Raw genomic sequence first — 1,337 nt, forward strand, 5'->3', positions numbered from 1 at the left:
CACGTAGTGCAGCAACCTCTCACGTGCAGTGGGGTTAGAGAGGGCTTGGGAGAGGAAGGGGTGACGCTTCGTAAGTAGAACCCCCTTCCTCTCCCAAAGAAAAGATAAAGGCGGATATAAAAGGGGGCACTTTTGCATCGCTACGCTCGCAATTGCAAAGCAGAGCGTAATTTAAGCCCCCGCTTCCTTAACAAGAAAGATTAAATTTAATGTGCAACGCCAAATTTAACCAAACCAAATTTAGCGTTTTTGTGGTGCAGGTCTCGGTGGGTAAAATTTAGAATTTTAGCAAAATGTAATACCTAAACTCCAAAACACATTTTAAAAGCGGACTAAATTTGGCGGCTATCCGCCAAAATCGAGCCCGCAAATTTGCCGTCCTTTAAAGGCAAATTTAAATCAGTGGCAAAGTGTTGCGAAGTTAAATCCGCGCGCTTTAAACTCGGCGATATCGCGGCTAGCGACCTCACCCTTGGTTGTGAGGTAGTCGCCGATGACGACGGCGGATACGCCGTGATCAAAGATTTCGTATTGGCGTTCGCCTAAAATTTTCTCGCGACCGCCTGCGATCATCACGCGAGCGTTAGGCAGTGCACGAACGGTGTCGTCGATGATTTTTAGCGCCTCGTCCGCTCCCATAGGCGGCCGTTTGACGCGTAGCGCATCGTTTGGGATAAAGAAGTTTATCGGACTAGAAAACGGATCAAGCTTTGCAAGGCTAGCTTGCAGGCTCGCGCGATCGGCCTCGCTCTCGCCAAGGCCGTAAATGCCGCCAGTGCAGAGCATCAGCCCTGCTTCTTTGGCATCGATGTTGGTCTGCCAGCGCTCGTCCCAGCTATGCGTCGAGCAAATTTGCGGGAAAAACTCGCGCGAGGTCTCGAGGTTGTGGTTGTAGCTAAACACGCCCGCGCTTTTTAACTCTTTTAGCTGTGGTAGCGTCGCCATGCCGTTGCAAGCGATCAGCATGAGGTTTGGAACTTCTTTATTTACGGCGCGCGCGAGGCGGGCGATCTCCTCGGTCTTTTTGTCCGTGAGCCTTGCGCCGCTGGTGACGAGGCAAAAGCCTAGCGCGTGGTTGGCCGCCGCGATCTTAGCTTCGGCGACTACTTGCTCGGCGGTTTTCATTTTGTATTTTTCGATGCCGGCATTTATGCCCGCACTTTGAGTACAGTAGCCGCAGTCTTCGGAGCAGTTGCCTGAACTCACTGAACAGATGGCGCATAACATAATCGTCTTCATATTTTTCCTTTTTTTAGCGGCTTGTCTTTTGAGTGCTTTTTGAGGAGCTTGCTAAAATTTAGCTCGGCGGACTACTTGTCCAGCCTACGCTAAATTTT

The 1,337-nt window shown here is 50.5% G+C and carries 1 pseudogene; it reads right to left on the reverse strand.

The features are described 5' to 3' along the window. Positions 1–399: 399 nt before the first annotated feature. Positions 400–1,251: pseudogene (locus Q0314_RS02760) on the reverse strand (biotin synthase); the annotation flags it as partial. Between the last annotated feature and the right edge of the window lie 86 nt (positions 1,252–1,337).

Source organism: uncultured Campylobacter sp. (genome assembly GCF_938040115.1).
Classification (GTDB): domain Bacteria; phylum Campylobacterota; class Campylobacteria; order Campylobacterales; family Campylobacteraceae; genus Campylobacter_A.